The 16625-nt window shown below is 34.8% G+C and carries 16 protein-coding genes; 8 read left to right on the top strand and 8 right to left on the bottom strand.

Translation table 11 applies throughout. The features are described from left to right. Nucleotides 1-163 precede the first annotated feature (163 nt). Together grxB and AC1MPL_RS06875 are read right to left on the bottom strand one after the other, a co-directional pair. Nucleotides 164-799 (bottom strand): glutaredoxin 2, encoded by a 636-nt coding sequence (grxB, locus tag AC1MPL_RS06880; RefSeq protein WP_479765055.1) that lies wholly within the window; start codon nt 797-799, stop codon nt 164-166. Between the two features lie 258 nt (nt 800-1057). Further along, the gene (locus AC1MPL_RS06875; RefSeq protein WP_479765054.1) at nt 1058-2770 is read right to left on the bottom strand and encodes an AAA family ATPase; all 1713 of its coding nucleotides are present in this window, start codon (nt 2768-2770) and stop codon (nt 1058-1060) included. Between the two features lie 173 nt (nt 2771-2943). Here AC1MPL_RS06875 and AC1MPL_RS06870 point away from each other — a divergent pair, with 173 nt between their 5' ends. Next, nucleotides 2944-3648 carry a glutamine amidotransferase gene (locus AC1MPL_RS06870; protein WP_479765053.1) on the top strand — a complete coding sequence of 235 codons (705 nt, stop codon included), beginning with the start codon at nt 2944-2946 and terminating at the stop codon, nt 3646-3648. Nucleotides 3649-3896: 248 nt separating this feature from the next. Here the strand turns inward: AC1MPL_RS06870 and AC1MPL_RS06865 are convergent, their stop codons facing one another. Then, nucleotides 3897-4475: a YceI family protein gene (locus tag AC1MPL_RS06865; protein WP_479765052.1), complete on the bottom strand. Its 579-nt coding sequence runs from the start codon at nt 4473-4475 to the stop codon at nt 3897-3899. A 209-nt stretch (nt 4476-4684) separates the two neighbouring features. Here AC1MPL_RS06865 and trmB point away from each other — a divergent pair, with 209 nt between their 5' ends. Next, nucleotides 4685-5401: a tRNA (guanosine(46)-N7)-methyltransferase TrmB gene (trmB, locus tag AC1MPL_RS06860; protein WP_479765051.1), complete on the top strand. Its 717-nt coding sequence runs from the start codon at nt 4685-4687 to the stop codon at nt 5399-5401. A 32-nt stretch (nt 5402-5433) separates the two neighbouring features. Here the strand turns inward: trmB and AC1MPL_RS06855 are convergent, their stop codons facing one another. From AC1MPL_RS06855 to surE, 5 genes are all read right to left on the bottom strand, one after another. Next, nucleotides 5434-6222 carry a Rossmann-like and DUF2520 domain-containing protein gene (locus AC1MPL_RS06855; protein ID WP_479765050.1) on the bottom strand — a complete coding sequence of 263 codons (789 nt, stop codon included), beginning with the start codon at nt 6220-6222 and terminating at the stop codon, nt 5434-5436. Nucleotides 6223-6278: 56 nt separating this feature from the next. Continuing rightward, nucleotides 6279-6620, bottom strand: a complete 342-nt coding sequence (gene grxD, locus AC1MPL_RS06850) for a Grx4 family monothiol glutaredoxin (protein WP_023272355.1) — start codon at nt 6618-6620, stop codon at nt 6279-6281. A gap of 200 nt (nt 6621-6820) precedes the next feature. Further along, the gene (locus tag AC1MPL_RS06845; RefSeq protein ID WP_479765049.1) at nt 6821-7729 is read right to left on the bottom strand and encodes a LysR family transcriptional regulator; all 909 of its coding nucleotides are present in this window, start codon (nt 7727-7729) and stop codon (nt 6821-6823) included. Between the two features lie 73 nt (nt 7730-7802). Then, nucleotides 7803-8624 (bottom strand): peptidoglycan DD-metalloendopeptidase family protein, encoded by an 822-nt coding sequence (locus AC1MPL_RS06840; protein ID WP_479765048.1) that lies wholly within the window; start codon nt 8622-8624, stop codon nt 7803-7805. 110 nt (nt 8625-8734) lie between these two features. Beyond that, the gene (surE, locus tag AC1MPL_RS06835; RefSeq protein ID WP_479765047.1) at nt 8735-9505 is read right to left on the bottom strand and encodes a 5'/3'-nucleotidase SurE; all 771 of its coding nucleotides are present in this window, start codon (nt 9503-9505) and stop codon (nt 8735-8737) included. A gap of 398 nt (nt 9506-9903) precedes the next feature. On the opposite strand from surE, the gene AC1MPL_RS06830 reads away from it, so the two are divergent. The 6 genes from AC1MPL_RS06830 to purB all read left to right on the top strand — a co-directional run bounded on the left by AC1MPL_RS06830 (nt 9904) and on the right by purB (nt 15506). After that, a complete protein-coding gene (locus tag AC1MPL_RS06830; RefSeq protein WP_479765046.1) occupies nt 9904-10326 on the top strand; it encodes an MCR_0457 family protein in 423 nt (140 codons plus the stop codon). A gap of 108 nt (nt 10327-10434) precedes the next feature. Further along, on the top strand, nt 10435-11583 hold the full coding sequence (gene dacC / locus AC1MPL_RS06825) for a D-alanyl-D-alanine carboxypeptidase PBP5/6 (RefSeq protein WP_479765045.1): 1149 nt from the start codon (nt 10435-10437) through the stop codon (nt 11581-11583). 94 nt (nt 11584-11677) lie between these two features. Then, nucleotides 11678-12169: an NUDIX hydrolase gene (locus AC1MPL_RS06820; protein WP_479765044.1), complete on the top strand. Its 492-nt coding sequence runs from the start codon at nt 11678-11680 to the stop codon at nt 12167-12169. A gap of 4 nt (nt 12170-12173) precedes the next feature. Then, nucleotides 12174-13307, top strand: a complete 1134-nt coding sequence (mnmA, locus tag AC1MPL_RS06815) for a tRNA 2-thiouridine(34) synthase MnmA (RefSeq protein WP_479765043.1) — start codon at nt 12174-12176, stop codon at nt 13305-13307. Nucleotides 13308-13328: 21 nt separating this feature from the next. Further along, complete coding sequence (locus AC1MPL_RS06810) at nt 13329-14075, top strand: DUF489 family protein (protein ID WP_479765042.1); 747 nt, start codon at nt 13329-13331, stop codon at nt 14073-14075. Between the two features lie 39 nt (nt 14076-14114). Continuing rightward, nucleotides 14115-15506, top strand: coding sequence for an adenylosuccinate lyase (gene purB / locus AC1MPL_RS06805; protein WP_479765041.1), 1392 nt, complete (start codon nt 14115-14117; stop codon nt 15504-15506). The last annotated feature ends 1119 nt before the right edge of the window (nt 15507-16625 follow it).

Genomic DNA, 16625 nt, shown 5'->3' with positions numbered 1-16625 from the left:
TTTTTTTAATTAACATTCAATAACTTATATTTTAGTAAAACTAAAGTATATAGATACTCTAATAAAAAGATACGTCCATTTTATGTGCAAATTATAATAAAAGCGCTATTTCTGTGCAAAAAAACCAGCATCTTAATGCTGGTTTTGAAATATCTATTTAATATTATATTGCCTGATCAAATAATAAATTTACTTTCGCTGCTGTCGCAATTCTATTCATATAGTGTTTGGTATGATATTGAAAATCTAGACCCTTCACGATACTTAAACAACGTAACCACGGGAAAATAATAAAATCAGTTATATTAATCTCCGTATGATCTTGAATTAATATTTCGATTTTTTTTAATTTTTCATTCATAGAAACAATATCTTGTGCACTTTCAGAGAAAATCTGATCTAAATCTCCAAAAGAAGCTGTTTCTCTTTCAATAAATGCTTGTCTTGCCTCAGGGGTTGAAATCTCTTTAAAATCACTACGTGTAAAACGCGGTACAATTAATCTAAAAATTAGATTTGAGCTATCTTTCACCCAAGCCTGAACCTTTGGATCAATGTTACCTGTTGCATATGCAGGTAGCGTTAGACTATCTAGATAATGCACAATATCTAAACTTTCAGTCATATATTGACCATCTGTCTTCTGTAATATAGGCACAACCTTTTTACCTACAAGATAAGTCGGCGTTTCACTATCGCCTTCCATAATAATACTGTACTGAATTGGCAAGTTTTTAAAACCTGCGATCATACGCGTTCTTAAACAAAATGGGCAATGCTCATAAATATATAATCTCATCTATCTTTATCCTTCCACTCTTATCTTTCTATTTCCTATTATTCATTACCACTTATAAAAATATCCAACATATAAGATGAAAAATCTAAGGCAATTTCAGATAATTTTTTTATTTGTAGCATTTAGGAAAATTAAATGACTTTCAAAATAAATCATTTCAATAAAATATATAAAATACAGCATACGCTTTCGTAGTAAACCTGTATAAATATTTTCTGTTACAGGTTTGCCATATCATGTAATTTGAAGATATAAAACTTACTCTATAAATAGTAAAGCCAAACGAACTTGGTCATATCCCATACGTGGTTGAGTTGCCTCAACAATGGGGCGCAATCTAATTGAACCATCATCATTAAAGTTTTCAGCACGTTTAGTACGTTGTAGCTTTTTATAAATTTTACGCACCTGTTCCACTACTTCATCTCCAGGATGAACCACAGAAATATCTAGCCCTTCTTTTTGTAACTTCCCTAAATGGTTAATAATCGTTGCAGGTGTTAAATGTCTTTCTTGAGCAATATCTTGAATCTCATACCCATCTTCAAAAAGCGCTTTTGTTTCCTCTAACGTTGCTGCACCATAACTTTTTTGTGCTTGTCCCTGCCCTAATCTTCGTTGGTTACGCTCAATCTCTTTTTCATTTAGTGTTCCACCACAATGACGAATAAATGCTTTATGTTGTACTGTGAGATCAACATGTTCAAAGTTATCTTCTGCTTCTTGCGAAAGTTCTTGAAAACGGCGATCTGCTTTTATTGCTAACGTATCTAAAGCCAGCGCTTCATCATTAAAGCCCAACAAACGTAACCCATCTAAAGACTTTAAACGAGATAAAGCCACATAACCTTGCCCTTTTTCAAAAGTATGTTTTAAATTAATTTCGGCAGCATCTAAAGTCATACCTTGGCTTTTATGAATTGTAATTGCCCAAGCAAGCCTTAAAGGAACTTGTTGAAAACTCGCAATAACTTTTCCTTCATCATTTTCCACAGACCATGTTTCAGGTGGAACAATAAGTGTCGTGCCATCTGTTAACGTGACTTTTGGTAACAAACCAAACTCATCATCATCTTCAAAACCAACCACTTCACCTAAGCTACCGTTAATATAGCCCATGTCAAAATTGTTTTTTACAAACATAACTTTAGCATGTTTCTTTAGACTTAATGCTTCAGGGGCACGTACAGAAGATTTGAGAGTTTCGATCAGTTTTGCATTACCATCTAGCGTTGCCGTGAATTCATGTGATTTACCATCTAAATCACTTAAATGCTCGGTATTTAAGCTATCTACATCCATATTATGTGTATAAAGACGTGTAAAAGTTTCACCAATATCTTGCTTTGTGGTCGACATCAATGCTTGATAATGCTGATCTGTTAAATTCTGTGCTCGAATAGCATTTAATATCTGATCTAATATTGCATCTTCTTGTCGATGTTGCTCTGTCAAATAACAGATTCTAAATTTTGCTTCTACCCATGCATCTGACATGAAACAAAACTTATCTCTATTTTTTTCACCATTTCTACCCACAGGTGGCAACTGAAAGAAGTCACCAGCAACAATTACCTGAACGCCCCCGAAAGCATCATCAGTTTCTTTAAAATACTTTAAAACTTGATTCACCAGATTCAGTTGCTTTGCATGCAACATTGAAATTTCATCTATGACAAGGACTTGTGCACTTTCCAAGTGTTCTTTTAAATATTTACGTTCTTTCATACGTTTTAGATCATCATCAGATAAATGATCTTTAATACCAATGCCTGCCCAAGTATGAATAGTCATACCATTCATATGTGTTGCTGCAATTCCTGTAGAGGCTGTAATTGCAACTGTCACTTTTCGAGCTTTCAAATATTGAATATATTGATTTAACGTATATGTCTTGCCAGCACCTGCTGACCCCGTCAAAAACACATTTTCACCAGCTTTTAACAGTTTCAATGCAGTTTCTTGCTTCATAAGACCATGTTCTAAAAATGAATGCTATAGCCTAACTATTTTTGATGAAAATGTTAAGTTTCCATCTCCAATTTTAACCACTATCTTATTTCAAAACTTGTAAAAAAATTGATTTATTCAAGAATAATGCTAGTCTAATCATCTATTTTTCTTTGATTATCACAGGTCATACCATGCAAAATTTTGCTAAAACAATTTACGCAATTCAACATCTTGCATTTGAAGACCTTGGTTCACTTGAAGATGTCTTTTATCAGAAAGGTTATCGCATTCGTTATTTTGAAGCGGGAGTCGATGACTTGGCTAAGGCTTTGAACTACGATGGTCTTACAGTTATTTTAGGCGGGCCCATTAGCGTCAATGATGTTAAAGATTATCCATTTTTACAACAAGAAATAGACCTACTCAAAAAACGTTTAGATGATAATAAACCAACTTTAGGTATCTGTTTAGGTGCACAGCTTATTGCTAAGGCACTTGGTGCAAATGTTTATGCAGGCGATATAAAAGAAATCGGTTGGAGTACTCTTAGCCTTCCATATCTAGACCAAAATATATTATCTCCTCTTTTAGACATTCCTGTTTTACATTGGCACGGCGATACTTTTGATCTGCCTCAAAATACTAAACATTTAGCCAGTTCAGATGATTACCCAAATCAAGGGTTTCAATTTAAAAATGCGCTTGCCTTACAGTTCCACTTAGAAGTAGATGATGAACATTTGGAAAAATGGCTCATTGGACATACTTGTGAGCTAAGACAAGCAAATATTAATATTAAAAAATTAAGAGAAGACAATAAAAAGTATGCCCCTCAACTGATGCAAGCTTCAAAATACGTTATACAGAACTATTTAAAACAAATTGAAACTGCGTAATCATATCTTAGCTGTAATGACCTACTATAGATAACCCCTGATCTATATAGGTCAAAATATAATAAAATATCAATAATAAAAGAATTATTATTTCCATTTTCCTCTGTAAACGTATTTTGTGATTGAGAACAAAAACTTGTATTTCTTAAACAAGCAAAGCCCCTACAAAATATTTTGGCTCGATTCTTCTCACTTTTTATATAAAAGCAAATCGCTTAGCTTCAACTAAGCCAAGCGACTTTTATATTTTATTTTAAAACAGATGCTTCAGTTGTAATATTTACAGTGATCTTATCACTCACATTAGGGATATATTTTCCGATACCAAATGCAGAACGGTCAAAAGATGTTGATGCATTAAATCCAATTGATGGTACTTTCTTCATTGGGTGAATACCTTCTTTATTTAGTACTGCATCAAGTACAACTGGTTTCGTTGTACCCTTAACCGTTAAATCACCAAAGATTTTAAAATGCTTCTTATCTTTGGTTTCTACACGTGTACTTTTAAATATGATATTTGGGTATTGTGCTGCATTAAACCAAGCTGCTTCTTGAAACTCTTTATCTAAAGCTGGAACATTGGTATTTACACTGCTTACAGGAATAATCACATTGACTGAAGACTTTTCAGGTTGTACATCATCCACATTGATTTCACCTTGAATATCTGAAAAGTTGGCTGTTGGGGTAGAAAAGCCAAAATGATTCCAAGAAAACAAAGTTGCCGTATGTTCAGGGTCTATTTTATATGTGGTTGGTAATGCAAAAGTTGTGACACTTACAACTACTAAAAAAGTTCCTAAAGCAAATTTTTTACTAATCATGGTTATTTTTATTCCAGTAATAAGCCGTTGCTTTTATCTTAAAGATATAAAATCTCAGAATACACTGCAATTTATGAAACATTTTGTACTAAAAATAGAACAATTTATAGATATCTTCGTTATTTTAAGATTATTTAGCTAATCAATTTGACTTACTCGTCCTAGTACTTAAAATAGCATTTTTCTTATATTGTAATGATTCCAAAGTTATGAATAACGATCAACTTGAACCTCAAATTGTCGACCTAGATAATTTGCACGAGCATCGTGAGATTGTGACATTTATGCGCCGTTCATCTCCGCTAAATACTTCACAACGTGCCGCTTTAGAGCAGTATCGTGACCTGATTTTGGAATATCCTGTCGGCGATTTACGCCAACACTTTGAACATCCTGAACGCCCACTCACTGTAGAAATTGGTTTTGGCATGGGTCGTTCTTTAGTTCTTATGGCAAAAGCAAATCCTGAACGCAATTATGTTGGTATTGAAGTACATGTACCAGGTATTGCTCAATGTGTTTACGAAGCAGGTATAGCTGAAGTTAGCAACCTAAAAGTATTAGATGCGGATGCTATTAAAGTACTTAAAGAAATGCCTGACAACAGCATTGACTGTATTCAACTTTACTTCCCTGATCCTTGGCAGAAAAAACGTCATTTTAAACGCCGCTTTGTTGCACATGAACGTATGGAACTTGTAGAAAGTAAACTAATGCTTAATGGTACATTCCACAGTGCAACAGACTGGGAACCATATGCTGAATGGATGTTAGATGTACTAGATAACCGTCCAAATCTTGAAAATATGGCAGGTAAAGGAAATAGCTACCCTCGTCCTGAATGGCGTCCACTTACTAAGTTTGAACGTCGTGGTTTAGAGTCAGGCCACAAGATTAACGACTTTATTTTCAAAAAGATCAGATAAATTATATACAAGCCCGAAAATTCGGGCTTTTTTTAACACTTCTTATTATGACGCTTTTGTATTTGTTCACTCATTAACTCATATACTTTTAAAAACTCATATTGCTCATTTTTTTGTAGCAGGCTTTCTTGTAATGCCAATATATTTGCATCATGGCGTACAGCAGGTCCTGTTTGAACAGTTTGAGGGAGAAAGTGAGTCGCTTTATTTGCAGTTTCTAATATCAGCGGATACAACAGCTTAAAGTCGACACCTTGTTGTTCAACAATTTGTTGAGATATGTCATAACAATAATTGCTAAAGTTACATGCAAATACAGCAGCTAAATGTAAACTTAAACGCTGTTCTGAATTATACAAGTAAACTTCTTTAGAAATTTCAGCAGCCACGCTTTTTAAAGTCACCATATCTCTATGATCATTGGCTTCAATAAAAATAGGTGTTGTTTTCCAGTCGACCTTCTTTTCAAAGCTGAATGTTTGTAATGGATAAAAAACACCTGAACGGCGATAATACTTTTCTAAAACCTTTAAGTGCGTACTTCCCGAAGTATGTACAATACATGTATCTACAAACCCACACGCAACCAATGCCTGAATGACCGGTTCAATTGCTTGATCTTTTACCGCAATAATAACGAGCTCTACAGCCTTATCTAACAACGAATATGAATCTACTGGCTTAGCAAGCACTTGGTCTGCTAATGTTTGCGCATTTTGCAAATTAGGACTGAATATATCAACAACTTCATGACCTATTTTAAACAATCCTGTTGCAAGCTGTGTAGCGACTTTACCCGAACCAATTAAACTAATACGCATTTTTTTATACCCCTATAAAGGAAAAGCGCCATTATTGGCGCTTTTCCTTTTAAAAATTATGCCTCTGGTGCAGGGCTATTTTCTTCGATAAGTGGTTTAAGTTCACCACTTTGGAACATTTCTAAAATAATATCACTGCCACCAATTAACTCACCTGCAACCCATAGTTGTGGAAATGTTGGCCAGTTTGCAATTTTAGGCAATGTTGCACGAATATCTTGGTTCTCTAAAATATTTACATAAGCAAATGGACGACCAATTTGGCTTAATGCTTCTACAGCACGCGCAGAAAAACCACACTGTGGAAATTGCGGTGTACCTTTCATATAAAGTAATACAGCATGTTTTGCAATTTGCTCGCGTATTAATGCTTCAGTATCTCGTGCTTGTTCAGTCATAGATAAATCCTCAATTATTTGCGCGTATTATACCTAAAAGTTTTTAATATCGCTTGTCTGACTATCTTATATTGTATAAGCCTTTTGATTAAACAGATACCTATACAGATCTTATTTACAGTGATACCGTTGTTTTTTTAGCCATCACATCGTTTTTTATACTAAATAGCCTTTCAAAATACTATCTTTTATAATCAATACTACAAAGTAAAAACATACTGAAAGTAATGTGTTAGAACATTTAAACAGCGTTGTAATTTTTTATTGGCTTTCCAGTCTTGTTGTTGAGGAAGTGCATATAAACAAAGTAAATCCATTTTCCATTCAGGTAAAATTTGAATTAACTCTCTCTTCAATAGTTCTTCTTGAACATTTATAGATAAGGTGCGTGCCACTCCAAAGCTTTTTTTACACAATGTTGTAACCACTGATGCATCATAACTACTCAGCTTCACTGGCATATGAATCGTAACATCTTCATTATTCTTTTTCATATTAATATACTCGCACTGCGGTATTGACTTCATATTTATAAGTGTGTATTCAAGCAAATCTTGTGGCTGAAGAACTTCTATATTTTTATTCAAATACATTGGCGAAGCCACCAATACTTGACGAAATGATGCCAAATAAACTTTTTCTATAGAGTTTTTAATATTGTCATTATCTAGCCTAATAACTAAATCAATATCATTATTATTTGGTAAATTATTCAAATTACTCTGTGTTTCAATAATAATATCTAGCTTCTGATGTGTAGCCATCCAATCAGATAATGCAGGAATAATATATGTCGTTGCTAACTCTGGTGTTGTAAGAATTTTTAAAGAACCCGTTAAATTATATTTAAGTTCAAGTAAGTTTTTTTTTGCACACTCTGCTGCGGAAAGCATTTGCTTGCAACTTTGAAAAAATACTTTCCCCTCCTCTGTTAAACTTATTCTACGTGTTGAACGACGTAATAATGTTACTTCCAAAGCCTGTTCTAACGTACGAATTTGTTGACTTACTGCACTTGTTGTAATGCCAAGCCTTTTTGCAGCCCCACTAAAAGACCCTTGCTCAACAACACAAGAGAATACCCCCATAGCACGTAATTGGTCATACATATTTTAAATCACTTCAACAATCTAAACTTATAATAAAAAACCCGCCATAAGCGGGATTCTTATTTTTCTAATTTTAGTTTACTGGAATAATCCGTGCAGGGTCTATTGCTTTACCATCTGCTCTCACTTGAAACTCTAACATCACACGATCTGCACCAGAATTACCCATTTCAGCAATTTGTTGACCTGCTTTCACATATGCACCACTTTTTACAAGCATTTTGCTATTGTGTGCATATGCTGTGATATAACCATTACTATGCTTAATAAGCACCAGATTACCAAACTCTTTTAAGCCATCATCTGCATACACTACTTGACCATCAGCAGCAGCATAAATTGGGTCACCAACTTGCCCACCGTAACGTATACCTTTGATATTATTTGTAGGATTATATGTTGCAATTAATGTATTATTAGAAGGTTTTACCCATCGTAAACCACCAATTGTAGAAGTTGTTTGTGTTTGTATTGGAGGCGTTTTAGGTTGTACTACGGTTGAATTTACTTGCGACGGCAAGGGAATACTTTGTGTCTGAATTGGTGGGGCACTTGGTCTAGATACAACAGGGGCAGACGTTGATACTGAAGTAACCACACCACTACCTTTTAGCTTTAAAGACTGACCAACAAAAATTGTATAAGGAGCAGGAATTCCATTTATTTGTGCAACTGTTAAATAATTTACTCCATAACGTGCTGCTATACCGCTCAGCGTATCTCCAGACTTTACAGTATAAAGGTTTGGAGCAGGCAATGCGCGCATAGTCATTACCTGTGGCTTCGATGCACATCCTGTAAAAGCAAATACAGACAAAGTTAAGCAAGACATAAGTAAAGGCTTAAATATTTCTTTATGAATATTTCGGGTAAACTGCTCTTTTAACATCCGCATTGACGTCCCTCTCTATCTTAATGGCTAATTAGTTTTATAATTTGCTAAGATTAACAAAAAAACACTGCAATACAATTAATTTATTTTTTGTCGTCCTATAAAACACACATTTAATCTCTTATTTGTGCTTCAAGTTGATCTAGTATGTCATAATTTGTGGCATCCATCTGAATAGGTGTAATACTAACATACCCATGATTTACTGCATAAAAATCTGATACACTACTACCACTATCTCTCATCGGCTCTAAAACTGCTTCGCCAGAGAGTCCAATCCAATATACATGGTGGCCTCTTGGGTTAACCTGACTCGTAATCGGCTTAGATTGCATTCTACGACCCTGATAAGTCACTAAAGCCCCCTTAAGCTCTTCAGCTTCAGGAATATTGATATTTAAAATATGGCGTTCAGGAACTTGAGGCAACCCTTTTACAATAAAGTCATGTACCCATTTTGCTGCAGCTCTAAAGTTTTCTATTGATAAATAATGACTTGCATCTTTTCCAACCAAAGAAACTGCAATAGCAGGTTGGCGCATTAACCTTCCTTCAAAAGCCGCACCAATTGTCCCTGAGTACAAAACATCATCACCTAAATTAGCACCACTATTAATACCACTAACGACTAAATCAAAATCAAAATCGAAAAGTCCATTCATAGACAAATAAACACAATCTGCAGGCGTACCATTTACAGCCCACACATCAGGCATAATTTCAATAGGTCTTAATGGTCGATCTAAAGTTAAAGCACTCGAAAACCCACTTCGCTCAGACTCAGGTGCAACAATAATCACCCGACCTAATGGTTTTAATGCCTGTGCCAATGCCTGAATACCTGGTGCAAAAACACCATCATCGTTTGCAACTAATATATTCAATTTGTACATCCCTTAATTTTTCTAACTTATGTTTTTAAAATTGTTGACTTACTATAAGTATAACAACCCGACTTTTATTTTATATTTAAAATATTAATAGTTTAGGTCAGTAACTCACACTTATTTCATATATAACTTAAAATATAATAAAAAATCATTTCATTTAGAGCTATTTTTATTAGAACTTAATATTTTAGAAAAATTAGTATACCAATCCTATAATTTTTAGGAATGTTTTATTTCATTCAATTATTAAATAAGTGAAGCATACGATTAACGCATCGTTGCACATTTATTTCTTTATAACTATACACCTTTTATACAGTTTATTTCTTTTATTATTAAAAAAAGTGTTTAACATCTTAAGTATGTTGAAAAAAATGATTGTCTAAAAACTTATGATCACATCTTATGTAAGTAAACGCCTCGCCACAGCATTGGTTGCAAGTCTTCTTATGGTTTCTGTTCCAACACTTGCTAGTGCAAAAGAAAAAAAATCAACAGACAACTCAACAAATATTGATGTTACGCCAAATCAAGGCGGTGTTACGCAAGAAGAACTTGCCGCAATTTATGTTCTTTCCGAGCTTTGCCCTAGCTATGGCTTTAAAAAAGATCCTGCTTATCAGGCAGGTTATAGTGAACTTGTTAAAGAAAATATGCCAGGCATACAAAATCCTGTGCATGCTTTAGAAATTAGAGCGAAACAAAAAGATTTTAAACCATTCTTAATCCAAGCCCGCGAAGATGCGAAAAGGGCTGGTGAAATCCAAAACAAAGAAATTTGTAAAGAAATTACAACACTTAGTAAAGGTTCATAACCTCTTTACAATACACAGTAAAATAAGTGAGTACTGTATATAGCAGTTCACTTATCTTTATCCTAAAATATGAATTCAAATAGACGCTAACCATTGGAATGACCCTAAATGAGCAGAAAAAGTACCTTTGCTGCACTTCTACTTTTACCTTCATTTACTTTTGCAGCAACTGTCTTATCTTCGCCACCAGAATTAGATAACAAGTCGTATGTCTTGATGGACTACCAAACGGGTCAAATTTTAGCAGCGAAAAATGAGAACGAAAAACTCGCACCTGCATCTATGACAAAAATGATGACAAGTTACATCGTCGAGCAAAAACTTCTAAAAGGACAGTTAACAGAAAATGAAAATGTCCGTATGAATGAAGATGCATGGTGTCGTGGGAACAGATCAGAATCTTGTATGTTTGTACCCTTAAATGGCACTGCAACCGTCATGCAAATGTTGCGTGGTATTATTATTCAATCGGGTAATGATGCGGCAAAAGCAATGGCTGAACATATTGCAGGAAATGAAGGTACGTTTGCATATATGATGAACCAAGAAGCAAAACGTATTGGTATGGTTAATACAAATTTTGTTAACTCTACTGGTTTACCTGCAGATGGTCACTACTCTACTGCAAAAGATATGGCAGTATTGGCACAGCACATTATTCATGACAGTGCAAAATATTATCCTATTTACTCTGAAAAAGAATTCACTTTCAATAATATTAAACAGGGTAACCGCAATCCACTTTTATATACAGACCCAACTGTAGATGGTTTAAAAACAGGTCATACAGATGAAGCTGGCTACTGCTTAACAACATCAAGTAAACGTGGCCCAATGCGATTAATCACCGTAATTTTTGGTGCGCCAACAATTAATGCTCGTGCAAATCAAACACGAGAACTACTCGCTTGGGGTTATGCAAACTACGAAACGGTAAAAGTTAAATCTTCTGATCAGCCACTGAAAAATGTAAAAGTTTGGTTTGGTACAAAAAATGAAGTACCTGTAGGTCTTGCAGAAGACTTTAGTGTAACTATGCCAAAAGGTCAGGCAAGTGACATTAAAACAGATTTACAAATCTCTCAATCTATTAATGCCCCACTACAGCAAGGTCAGATTGTTGGTAAATTGGTTGCGTCTTTAGATGGTAAAGTGATTTCTGAAAAACCTGTTGTTGCGCTTGAAGCTGTGGAAGAAGCTGGTTTCTTCTCAAGAATGATCGACCACATTAAACAATTCTTTAGTAATTTGTTCTAAACTTAAAATTATTTTAAGTTTTCGACAACAAACATAGCATCATGTATCTAAATTGCGTAAAATACGTTTTTTGACTCATGATGCTTTTTTCTTTATGGCAAATGACTGGACTGCACACGTTACTGTTGCTACGGTAATTCAAGAATCAAACCAATATCTGTTTGTAGAAGAACATTCAGAAGGTTTTGTGCACACAGTATTTAACCAACCTGCTGGACATGTTGAATGTGGTGAAACGCTAATAGATGCTGCAATCCGAGAGACTTTAGAAGAAACAGGTCACTTGGTTGAAATTGATTATCTTATTGGTATTTATACATATCGCCCACCCATGGCACCAAATAAAACTTTCTTTCGTTTTTGTTTTGCTGCACATATTGTACAAGAGGCTGTTTCGGATACACTAGATCCAGACATTATCCAAACAATATGGCTTTCCTCAGAAGCATTAGACCATTCAGCACGCGCACGTAGTCCATTGGTCAACCAAGCCATTAAAGATTTTGAAGCAGGAAAAAAATATCCTCTTTCCATGATTCATGAACATCCTTTTACTCCCCTTTTAACTCCAAATTTGGATGCCTAGTCCTATGCAACAACGCGTCATCGTCGGTATGTCTGGTGGTGTAGACTCTTCAGTTTCTGCCGCTTTATTACTTCAACAAGGATACCAAGTTGAAGGTCTTTTCATGAAAAACTGGGAAGAAGATGATGGAACAGAATACTGCACAGCACTTGAAGACCTTGCCGATGCTCAAGCCGTCGCTGACAAATTGGGTATTAAATTACATACAGCAAATTTTGCAATGGAATATTGGGATCGTGTATTTGAGCACTTCCTTGCTGAATATGCGGCAGGCCGTACACCAAACCCAGATATTTTATGTAACAAGGAAATTAAATTTAGAGCATTTATAGACCATGCTTTAACCCTAGGTGCAGATTTTATTGCAACAGGTCACTATACCCGTCGTGGGCAGACACAACAAAATACCAAGGGTGATACCTATGCACCTCTTTTACGTGGCTTAGATCAAAATAAAGATCAAAGTTACTTCCTCCATGCCGTACATGGACGTGAAATTAATAAGACACTCTTTCCTGTAGGCGAAATTGAAAAGCCTGAAGTACGTCGTATTGCCGAAGAACTTGGTCTTGCAACTGCTAAGAAAAAAGATTCAACAGGTATTTGTTTCATTGGTGAGCGTCGCTTTAATGATTTTTTAAAACAGTATTTACCTGCACAGCCCGGTAAAATTGTATTAGAAAATGGTGAAGAAGTTGGTGAACATCATGGGTTAATGTACTATACCCTAGGTCAACGTGGTGGCATTGGTTTAGGTGGTATGAAAAATGCGCAAGAAGGTGCATGGTTCGTATTACATAAAGACATTGAAGGTAATCGACTTGTTGTTGGTCAAGGTCATGATCATCCTCTCATGCAAAGTACCAAACTTTGGAGTAAAGATATTGACTGGGTTGCTGGGGAACAATTAATTCCACCAGAAGGTTTTCGTTGTACTGCGAAAACACGTTATCGTCAACCTGACCAAACTTGTACTGTATTTATCGATCAAAACATGAAAAATGGTATTTATGTCATTTTTGATGAACCTCAGCGTGCGGTTACTCCCGGACAAAGTGTGGTCTTTTACACAGATGAAATTTGTTTAGGCGGTGGAGTTATTCATTATACAGATGCTCCTAAGCCTAGTTTTCTATAAAGTAAAGAGGAATGATAAGGCATGGTTGATGTTCCCTTTCAACAGCCTAAAGACTTAACCCATCGTCAAAATAGATTATTGGCATTGGCTGGCGTTTTTCAAGCGGCTCAGCTTACCCATATGACTGCAATGACAGGGTTAGGTCGAGTTAATGACAGTGGCAACTTCTATTTTGAGCAGCTTATTAAAGCAAGCCTGAATATTCGACCAACACAGTCACCCCATGAAAGAAGCCTAAAAACATTAGACTTCTTTCATGAAATTAATGACCTTATGCTCGGCCTCAAAAATTTAGAAGAAAGCATTCATACACCATTTAACAAAAGAACTATTCGTAAAATTCCTAAGATGCCCGTTGCAAAATTACCAACGAGCTATGCCCTTTCATTATTACAACTCGAAAAAAAGGTGTATCAAAACCCTGAATACGTCAAAATTATTACGCAAACACAAGAAAAAATATTAAAGCAGCTTTCTTTTTTCGATCAAAATTACATACATCCAAGCATTATTGCCAATCTAGCACAAGCATATCTTGATACAGCCGCTCAAATTGAACCCCGCATATTAGTACGTGGCAATGCAGATGCATTTAAAGACAGTCAGCATACCAATCGTATTCGTGCATCTCTCTTTACAGGCTTACAGATGGCACACCTATGGCGTCAAGTCGGTGGTCGATCTATACAGCTTGTTCTCGGGAAATATAAGCTCGTTCGAGACCTACATACAATCGCACGTACACAATTTAAACTTTTAGAGAAGTAACCACTTTTTAGGTGTTTGCACCATTTCAAAGGAAACCTTATGAACGCTTTAACCGCTCTTTCACCATTAGATGGACGTTATGCAAGTAAATGTGATGCTTTACGTCCTTACTTATCTGAGTATGGTCTTATTCATGCACGTGTTACTGTTGAAATTCGTTGGTTGCAAGCACTTGCAAAACACAATGAAATTACTGAAGTAAAAGAATTTAGTGATTCAACAAACCAATTTTTAGATGCAATTGTTTCTGATTTTTCAGAAAATGATGCTTTACGCATTAAAGAAATTGAGCGTACAACAAACCATGATGTAAAAGCTGTAGAATATTTCCTAAAAGAGAAAATTGCGCATCTTGATGAGTTAAAAGACTCAGGTGAATTCATTCACTTTGCATGTACTTCTGAAGATATTAACAACTTGTCACATGCACTTATGCTAAAACAAGGACGTGATGTTCTTCTTGAATCAATGAAGCAAATTCTAGCGTCAATTTCTAACTTGGCGAAAACGCATGCTGCACAACCAATGCTTTCTCGCACGCATGGTCAAACTGCAAGTCCAACAACACTTGGTAAAGAGTTTGCAAATGTTGCATATCGTCTAGCACGTCAGATCAAACAATTTGAAAATGTAGAATTGCTTGGTAAAATCAATGGTGCTGTAGGTAACTATAATGCTCACCTTTCAGCATATCCAGATATCAACTGGGAAGTTCATTCACAAGCATTTGTAGAATCTCTTGGTTTAAGCTTTAACCCATATACTACTCAAATTGAACCACATGACTATATGGCAGAACTATTCGATGCCCTACGTCGTTTTAACACCATCTTAATTGACTTCAACCGTGATGTTTGGGGTTATATTTCTCTAGGTTACTTTAAACAACGCCTAAAAGAAGGTGAAGTTGGTTCATCAACAATGCCGCATAAAGTAAACCCAATTGACTTTGAAAATTCAGAAGGCAATTTAGGTATTGCAAATGCTGTTCTTGCTCATCTTGGCGAGAAATTACCTATTTCACGTTGGCAACGTGACCTCACAGATTCAACTGTACTCCGTAATATGGGTGTTGGTTTTGCACAAAGCCTAATTGCATTTGAAGCATGCTTAAAAGGTGTTGGTAAATTAGAGTTAAATGCTCAACGTCTATTAGAAGACCTAAACCAAGCACAAGAAGTTCTTGCTGAACCTATCCAAACAGTTATGCGTCGTTATAACGTTGAAAAGCCATATGAGAAGCTTAAGGCTCTTACTCGTGGTCAAGCCATGACACGTGAAATGATGGTTAACTTTGTAAATGGAACAGAGCTTACTCAAGTTCCTGCTGATGAGCGTGCTCGCCTTGCAGAGTTAACACCTGCAACTTACACAGGCAATGCATCTCAACAAGCAGAACAAATTGAAAACCACATTAAAAACATTAAATAATTAAGTCGCTTTTACATAAAGCCGAGTGATTTTCCACTCGGCTTTATAACCAATTTAGCTTTAATTAATAGACATTTTGCAGAATAAATTCAAATATTTTATTAGCTAGTTTTTTAGTATAGATTTATAAGATACTTGCTCAGTTAATTGTTTAAAATTTATGTTAAATCTACTTTGTATAAGAACTTAATACATAAAACCAAATTACGAAACTAGTTTGTATTTTAGATAATTTTTACAAGAAATTTAACACAAAATTAGAAATATTCCTGAGTGTAGATCAAAAAACATGTCAAAGAACATCAAAATTAAGCCTGTCTAAATCAATGACAACCATCATCTTATTTCATAAATGTTAAAATTATGCCAAGTTATTTACAATCCCTAATAATATTCTTCCATCAAGTTAAGGACCAAAATACAGGTGTCAGCATCATTTATTCGACAAAATTACGATCTATCACAATTTAAGAATTCAGAGGTATCGTGTTTTTAAAGATATAGTTAAGAGAGGTACAAGTAGTATAGGTCGGCTTTATTGATTTAATTTACATCTAATTCTGACTTCAAAAAATATGCATGACACAGCAATTATAGCGCAATGACTACATGAACTAAAATGGGTGAATTACTCGATGATAAGGACTATCCGAGTAAAGCAAAAAATGAATTCTTAGCCTCAAGAGAATTAAATTTGATCCCCAAAACGTCGAAATATGAAATAAAACAAGTCTGTGAATGCTATTGATAAAAGTATTAATTTCACAGCATAGACTGATTAAAATAGTAAATGATCAACTTAAAAACTTACACTATATTAAACTTTATAGCGCATATGATAGTTAGGGTTTCGCATGTTAACTGAATCCAAATAAACGTAAATCTCAACGAATGATTCAAATTTTACGTGTTAACATAAAACTCCTTTTAGATAATTTAATCGTTCTAGATGTATAGCTCAAATATTTTTTATGTAATAGTTAGCACCACTCATATTAATTTTTATGTATTTCAATAAAGAATAAGCACTTAAACTTGTATACTATATAATCTATCAATTAAAATATAAATGTTTTTGTTATTCCAAAATTAAACAATATATGACCTATTTTTATAGTT

It is taken from the genome of Acinetobacter sp. N1-1, from assembly GCF_056711485.1.
The sequence above is the reverse complement of the archived record's forward strand: the minus strand, read 5'-3'. Positions and strand labels throughout refer to the sequence as shown.

Coding starts and splice junctions, on each gene's coding strand:
- grxB (WP_479765055.1), bottom strand. CDS start 799: ATGAGATTATATATTTATGAGCATTGCCCATTTTGTTTAAGAACGCGT.
- AC1MPL_RS06875 (WP_479765054.1), bottom strand. CDS start 2,770: ATGAAGCAAGAAACTGCATTGAAACTGTTAAAAGCTGGTGAAAATGTG.
- AC1MPL_RS06870 (WP_479765053.1), top strand. CDS start 2,944: ATGCAAAATTTTGCTAAAACAATTTACGCAATTCAACATCTTGCATTT.
- AC1MPL_RS06865 (WP_479765052.1), bottom strand. CDS start 4,475: ATGATTAGTAAAAAATTTGCTTTAGGAACTTTTTTAGTAGTTGTAAGT.
- trmB (WP_479765051.1), top strand. CDS start 4,685: ATGAATAACGATCAACTTGAACCTCAAATTGTCGACCTAGATAATTTG.
- AC1MPL_RS06855 (WP_479765050.1), bottom strand. CDS start 6,222: ATGCGTATTAGTTTAATTGGTTCGGGTAAAGTCGCTACACAGCTTGCA.
- grxD (WP_023272355.1), bottom strand. CDS start 6,620: ATGACTGAACAAGCACGAGATACTGAAGCATTAATACGCGAGCAAATT.
- AC1MPL_RS06845 (WP_479765049.1), bottom strand. CDS start 7,729: ATGTATGACCAATTACGTGCTATGGGGGTATTCTCTTGTGTTGTTGAG.
- AC1MPL_RS06840 (WP_479765048.1), bottom strand. CDS start 8,624: ATGCGGATGTTAAAAGAGCAGTTTACCCGAAATATTCATAAAGAAATA.
- AC1MPL_RS06830 (WP_479765046.1), top strand. CDS start 9,904: ATGATCACATCTTATGTAAGTAAACGCCTCGCCACAGCATTGGTTGCA.
- dacC (WP_479765045.1), top strand. CDS start 10,435: ATGAGCAGAAAAAGTACCTTTGCTGCACTTCTACTTTTACCTTCATTT.
- AC1MPL_RS06820 (WP_479765044.1), top strand. CDS start 11,678: ATGGCAAATGACTGGACTGCACACGTTACTGTTGCTACGGTAATTCAA.
- mnmA (WP_479765043.1), top strand. CDS start 12,174: ATGCAACAACGCGTCATCGTCGGTATGTCTGGTGGTGTAGACTCTTCA.
- AC1MPL_RS06810 (WP_479765042.1), top strand. CDS start 13,329: ATGGTTGATGTTCCCTTTCAACAGCCTAAAGACTTAACCCATCGTCAA.
- purB (WP_479765041.1), top strand. CDS start 14,115: ATGAACGCTTTAACCGCTCTTTCACCATTAGATGGACGTTATGCAAGT.